The organism is Oleiphilus sp. HI0061, from assembly GCF_001635675.1.
Map to the genome: position 1 here is coordinate 1 of NZ_LWFE01001182.1, position 6,506 is coordinate 6,506.

6 protein-coding genes and 1 pseudogene are annotated in these 6,506 nt (G+C 44.9%); 4 read left to right on the forward strand and 3 right to left on the reverse strand.

Annotation, left to right across the window (positions count from 1 at the left end):
* From A3735_RS18190 to A3735_RS18200, 3 genes are all read left to right on the forward strand, one after another.
* Positions 1 to 362: helicase-related protein (locus A3735_RS18190; RefSeq protein WP_082885925.1), on the forward strand; the 362-nt coding region annotated here is incomplete at its 5' end.
* Between the two features lie 5 nt (positions 363 to 367).
* Positions 368 to 1,342 (forward strand): MBL fold metallo-hydrolase, encoded by a 975-nt coding sequence (locus A3735_RS18195; protein ID WP_068509495.1) that lies wholly within the window; start codon positions 368 to 370, stop codon positions 1,340 to 1,342.
* Between the two features lie 343 nt (positions 1,343 to 1,685).
* Positions 1,686 to 2,210: a hypothetical protein gene (locus tag A3735_RS18200; protein WP_068509498.1), complete on the forward strand. Its 525-nt coding sequence runs from the start codon at positions 1,686 to 1,688 to the stop codon at positions 2,208 to 2,210.
* Positions 2,211 to 2,239: 29 nt separating this feature from the next.
* Here A3735_RS18200 and A3735_RS18205 read toward each other — a convergent pair whose 3' ends face one another.
* Positions 2,240 to 2,710 (reverse strand): HD-GYP domain-containing protein, encoded by a 471-nt coding sequence (locus tag A3735_RS18205; protein ID WP_082907151.1) that lies wholly within the window; start codon positions 2,708 to 2,710, stop codon positions 2,240 to 2,242.
* Between the two features lie 23 nt (positions 2,711 to 2,733).
* Here A3735_RS18205 and A3735_RS18210 point away from each other — a divergent pair, with 23 nt between their 5' ends.
* Positions 2,734 to 4,818, forward strand: coding sequence for a TonB-dependent receptor (locus A3735_RS18210; RefSeq protein WP_068509502.1), 2,085 nt, complete (start codon positions 2,734 to 2,736; stop codon positions 4,816 to 4,818).
* 13 nt (positions 4,819 to 4,831) lie between these two features.
* Here A3735_RS18210 and A3735_RS18215 read toward each other — a convergent pair whose 3' ends face one another.
* Entirely contained in the window at positions 4,832 to 6,019 is a 1,188-nt protein-coding gene (locus A3735_RS18215) for a DUF819 family protein (RefSeq protein WP_068553504.1), read from the reverse strand.
* A gap of 8 nt (positions 6,020 to 6,027) precedes the next feature.
* Positions 6,028 to 6,506 (reverse strand): annotated as a pseudogene (locus A3735_RS31120) (type III pyridoxal 5-phosphate-dependent enzyme); the annotation flags it as partial.

The following is a 6,506-nucleotide window of genomic DNA, read 5'->3' on the forward strand; positions in this document are numbered from 1 at the left end:
TAATGGTCGCTACAGATATTGCTGCACGAGGTATTGATATTGAAGGCATGGATCTGGTGATCAACTTCGAAATGCCGAGGCGTGGTGAGATATATGTCCACCGTATAGGTCGCACCGGCAGAGCGGGCGAAAAGGGTTTAGCCATCACCCTTATTTCCGCGCCTGAATTTAACCTTATGGCCGGTATAGAGCGTTTTCTAAAGCAGACCTTCAAGCGACGTAAAGTTAAAGAGCTTGAAGGTCACTATAAAGGCCCGAAAAAACTCAAAGCTTCCGGAAAAGCGGCTGGTTCTAAGAAGAAAAAGAAAACCTCTGGAAAGAAAACAAGCGCCAAGAAAAAATCAGTTAAACGAAAGAAATAGCACAAGTGTCGACAAGCAAGCGCCCCCAACATCATCTACCAGTAGGAGGGTTTCGAAACCCTCCCGGCAGCCCAAAACGCACTAGTAGCACTTGGGAAGCAATACGCTTCTTTACCACCTTCCCCTTCGCAAATAGAATGCCTTCTATACCTGAAGGCCACATTCTGCCCAAGGAGCAAGTGGAGCAGCAATACCGCGATACACCGCAACCTAGCATCACCTGGATAGGTCATGCAGCCTTTATCCTCCGCCTAAACAACAAAGTTATCATTACCGACCCCTTCTTGAGTGAAGTTGCTGGCCTTGGTTCTTTAGGCCCCAAACGTTTTGTGCCTTCTGCATTTGACGCCAAGTCATTACCCCAAGCCGATATCATAGCCATCAGCCACAACCACTATGACCACTTAGATGACTTAGCCCTTCGAGCCTACCCCTACAAAAAAGAAACTTTAGTCATCGTACCCTTGGGCCTTAAGCGCTTCTTAACATCGCGAGGCTACAAGCGTGTTATTGAGCAAGACTGGTGGCAAGAAACACAAGTCGAAGAACTAACCATCACCACACTACCCGCCGTGCATTTCTCTGGCAGAGGCCTCTTTGATACCAACAAGACCCTATGGGCAAGCTTCAGCTTCCGCTCCAAGGAAAGAAGCATATGGTTCTCGGGCGATACAGCGAAAGGTGAGATATTCAAGGAGATAGGTGAACGGGCAGGCCCCTTCGATTTGGCCTTAATTGGTATTGGCGCCTATGAGCCAAGAAGGTATATGCGTTCTGTTCACGCGACACCTGAAGATGCCATTGAAATTGCAAGAAGTATCAAAGCACAGAAAACCATCGGCATGCATTGGGGGGCTATCATGCTGACACCTGAAGACCCATTTGAAGCCCCTCCTCGCTTTAAACAAGCCGCTATAGATCAAAGCTATGGCGATGAAAATGCTTTATTGATGAAGGTTGGAGAAACTCGAGCACTTTAATTTATCGATTTTTCCCTCATCAAGAATGGTCAATGTCTCACACGGCAAACATTGACCACTTGCAGCTTTCCACCTATGATTGCCCACATCAGGATAGTATCTCGATCTACAACAATAACAGGGAAGAGTTAGTCATAGTGAACTGCATTGAGCACTCACTATCGAAATAGAATCAAGAGCTTGATATGGCTTTTGAATTCCTATTCTCCCCCCGATAATATCGATTCAAAGAACCTGTAATAAGAAGCAAATTGGAATTTACTTTTAACGCCTTTTCGACGTTTATCGTTTTAAGATAACGGTTCGCCAAGGAGAGAGAAGGCAATTAATTCAGGAACGAATCATGTCAGTAGCAACAATTGAAGATTACGGAAACTCAGCATTAGAGCAAGACAATAAACAGATACACGACGAGCGTGCGCGTATTTTGAATATGGTCTCTCAAAAAGCGCAGGATCAGACTCTCACACTTCAAGAAACCACTGCACTATACGAAAAGTTTAACCAAACCTATACAGCATACCGGAGCACTGAACCGCAAGAGGTTGATGAAAGCTGGGCGCTGGAGTTGCTGCAAGAGAGTGAACAAGAAGAAGCCGAAAATACAACTTTTCAGACACGAATTAACGGCATTCCTCATCAAACTAAAAAAGGCTCAGGCAAGGACAACCCAGCCAACGATTCAATTTTAGTTGATAACGAAATGAAGCCAATGCTAGCTGCACCGCTAAAACAAATGACCTTCGAAGATAGAGCGTCGTTTACTCGTTCTGATGCAGCCAAACAAGACAAGGCAATGGCGACAATCATTGTTGCATCCGGTCTCGCTACTCTATCGATACTACTAGGCTTTGCCTTAGCATTCTAAGCGTAAAACCTAGTATCGTATGCGCATGCCTAATCGGCATGCGCCTCTTGAATTTTCATTAGCTCTTCTTGGGTATCGAGTAATAAATCAACCAAACGCGGCTCGAACTTAGTGCCTTTCATCTCTTTGAAGAAGTTTAATGTCTCGTCTATAGACCTAGCTTGTTTATAGCATCGACGATTCACCAGCGCATCGAACACATCTGCCACCGAAGCAATTCGCGCAAAGATATGAATATCTTCACCCGCAATACCGTTTGGATAGCCTGAACCGTCCCAGTTCTCGTGATGCCCACCTGCAATGAGCGCGCCCGCTCGCAAGACCTCTAAGTCAGACGTCGAAAGTATATCGTAACCGATCTGGGCATGAGACTGCATAACCTCCCACTCTTGAGGTGTTAGCTTACCAGGCTTGTTAAGGATATGATCAGGGATAGCGATCTTCCCAATATCATGTAGTGGTGCCGCTTTATACATTACCTCATTATCTCGATCACACAGTCCAAATGTCCATTCAGGACTTAATGAACCTCAAAGTAACTGTTGCATCAGTATTTGAAGAGTCAGAGCTGGACGCAGCGTCTAGCGTATCTCTTCTGACCGAAAATGACTGGCAAAAAACAGGAGCAAAACGCTTAAGTGATGTGCTGGAAAGTGTTCCTTCCGTGGCAAGTTACCCTACTTGGGGTGGTGCCGAAGCAATAGCAATTCGCGGCTTCACTACAGAGCTATCGGTGCGCGGCATTGCCAACACTTTAAATGGCGTCCCCTTAAACAGCTACACTTATGCGACCTCGTTGTATGATAAACCGATTATCAATCTTGATCATTTAAGCCGTATAGAAATGGTTAGAGGGCCCGGCAGTACACTCTATGGAAGCGATGCTTTTCATGGTGTAATTGCTCGACAACTCAAAGACTCTAATAAAGATGAGACCCAGATTAGAAGTAAAGTAGGCAGTGATGGTTATACCAAAGCCTCTCTATTTGTCGCACAGACATTCGAAGATAGCATACTCAATGCCGGCTTAGCATTTGCCCGACAGAGCGATCAAAACTTGAACTATCGCTACACCGATCCTGATGACGGTTTGCTCTATAACTCCGAAAGACACTATGCCTATCGTGATCAAAGTGGCTTTATAAAATTGAGCGCTGGCAAAGTCGATACAGGACGTGTCGAGTTTTTTTCATACTACGCAAACTATTTGGCATCTGGTTTTCCAAGCACCGGCACCCAGTTCTTTACCCGTATTGATGATAATTTTGACGTGCAATCTACCAGCTTAACTGAAGATCGGGAACATTCAGGGCAAGATTCCAGCTTCTGGCTCGCAAGCTTATCTTACGATTACCAGCTTAGCGATAGCATTGAACTGGGCACTCAAATCTATCATTGGCAGAGTAAGCAAGAATGGTCATTTGACAATGCACGCTACCCGATAAGCCTCGTGTACGCGCCTAACGATATACCAATCACTTCTTTTGACTGTAAAGATGGAACCAATACGACCAATAACCCTCTTTACTGCCCTCACACACTCTATCAATCTACAAATGAGCAACGTAGTGGCGCGAAACTTCAGTTAAAAGGCAAATCGCCTGAAGCCTCAACGCAATGGGTTCTCGGTGCTGGTTATGACCGATTTATCGTCAACGGTAGCAACTACTCCCGGATCGACTTAAATGGCAGCACCCTTGTTGATCAAGACAACCCTTATAAGAATTCTAAACGACACATTAGGTATGCACTATTCCAAGCCAAGACAGGCTTATTTAATGACAAACTGCATGCTGTCTATGGTCTCAGAGCAGACGATTACTCAGATGTCGGCTCTCACCTTTCGCCAAGAGCAGGGCTCATTGTCAAAGTCAATGAAAACTATAGCTCCAAGCTTCTTTACGGCCACGCTTTTAGAGCGCCCACAGCAATTGAGAGATTTGGCTCTGTTCAGGCAATTGAAGCAAACGAGAGCATCAAACCAGAGGAAATTGATACGATTGAGTGGGTCAATCATTTTCTCGCTAATGACTATTCTACAGAGTTAACTCTGTTTTCAAGTCGCTGGAAAGAAGGCATCGTTTTAGTGCCAACAACGGGCTCTTCTCAGAAATATTTCAACACAGGTAGAAATGAGTCTTATGGTGTTGAGCTTTCTGGTCGAAAACAGTTCAAGAGGTTTGAGTTAGTTGGCAGCAGTAGCTATGTTCGAAGCGAGAATAAAGAACTCAATAGTGATTATTTAGCTTTCCCACAGTGGATTTTTACACTTCAGGGTAACTACCTACTTGCTGATAGCAATATCGAGCTATCAATCAAACAAAGAGCAATGCTCAACTATAGTGAGGGTGACTATATAACCTCGACAAACCCGACAACGCTAGAGGTGACGCAAATTGCGCCAGAGGATGCAGATGATTATTTTCGTACTGACCTCAGCCTTCTTAAACACTTCGACTCTAAATCAGGCGAAGGCGAACGTGCTATGTATATAAACGTGAATAATATTTTTGATCAGAAAAATACCGTCGCATCACTATATAACGTTGAAAACGGCCTAGCGGATTCTGGCTTATCAGTTGATATTGGACTGTCCTGGAGTTGGTAGGCAACGATTTACTTTAAGAGCTCAACCAGCGTATCAAGTAGGCGAGCGTAATCCCTAAATAGTTACCCAGGATATAGCCAAGAATTGCAGCGGCGAAACCTGGGACTATTAGCGATTTATTCTTCAAAGCACCCGCCACGACGGGTATAAATGGCACCGACATGATGGCTGCGGCCGAACTAATCAAGAAGGTATCTGTATCGACTTTAAATAGCTTGCATAAACTAGCATGCAGAATTAACGTGCCAACCAATAACAAGGCGATAAAGAGAAATAACTCTACATTCAGAGCACTTAGAATTTCCAAGTTGGTCATTGTGCCCATGGTAAAACAAAACACTAGCACCAAATACATGCCGCAATGAAAGCTCTGCTTCAAACGCTTTACCTGAGGAAAAAATGACAAGCCCAGACCAGCACTCGTAATCGCCACTATCGTCACTACTGAAGACATACTTTTCGGGAACAACTGAGAAAGGCCTATACCAATAACCAATGCCAACACTGCAAAGCCGAGTACAGAGGCAACATTTAAAACATTTTCTTTGCTCACTAGCTGCTTATAGGCATGTGAACTTTCATCACTCAAGTGATCAAAGAGCCCCCCACCCGACGTGCTATTCAAGGGCAACTTTTCGCTTTCATTGAAGGCTTTTAAAAACCGGCTAAACAGCGGTTTTGCGAGGCTCACAACAAATAATAGATATAAGGCCGACAGCAAAATATCATAGCTGGTCATCGTAATAAACACCGACTGCTCACCTTCAATTGCCGCACTAATAGCCGCCATATTCGGGCCTCCTCCGGTATACGCGCCGACCGCTAATCCAGCAACTTGCCACAAATGCTCTATTCGCCCATCAAACAGTAAAGACAGAATCGTCGTGATAATCATCACGCTAAACAATGCTAGAATCATGGCTTTAATCGTTGGCCCAGCCAAGTGAAAAGCAGACTTAATATCCATTGAAAAAGCCAGCATTGGAATTGCCAAGGCTATGGCGACTTCAGTTACCTGAGTTTGGATCGAGAGCACATCGCTACCGGGCAAGTAGTTCTGGATATTGAAACCCGATAGCACAATACCCGAGGCAAAAGCCAACACCACGACACCCAGCTTGTCGAGAATGGCCCAGCGCTGAGCAGCGACAATCAACACAGCGGGAAAGCTGAGTAAAACGAGAATAAAGAAAATACCCATCACTACAACTATTGCTCCCAGCGAGGTGTTTTTGAGGTATCAAATACAGACCACCAAGCAACAATCTTTCCCTGATCATAGACAGCTATTTGCCCGAACTGGAGAAACAAGGCTTCACTTTGTCTGGGCCGGAAGAACATATAGTCGTTAGGCTTTAGCTCAGAAGACTCTGCAAGCGAATACATTTCCTGATTGCTTGAGCAACCGTACAACTTCACTCGTTCAGAGCCTTCTGGATAGCACGGATCAGCAAGCCAATTGCCACCATAAATAAAGCACGCCTTCTTCGGTAACAGCTTCGCACTCCGCAAAAAAGGAGATAAAGATGAAGCAATGGGCAAACTTGGTTTTTCAATTACCTTTAAAATGGGGGCAGCAATAAATGCGGCAGGCACATGATGCTCCAGAGTTGGAATATCAAAGTCGCTGGGCTTAACCAGAGCTGACGAAACTGCTAATTCATTCCTAAAATCGCCTTGCTGATACA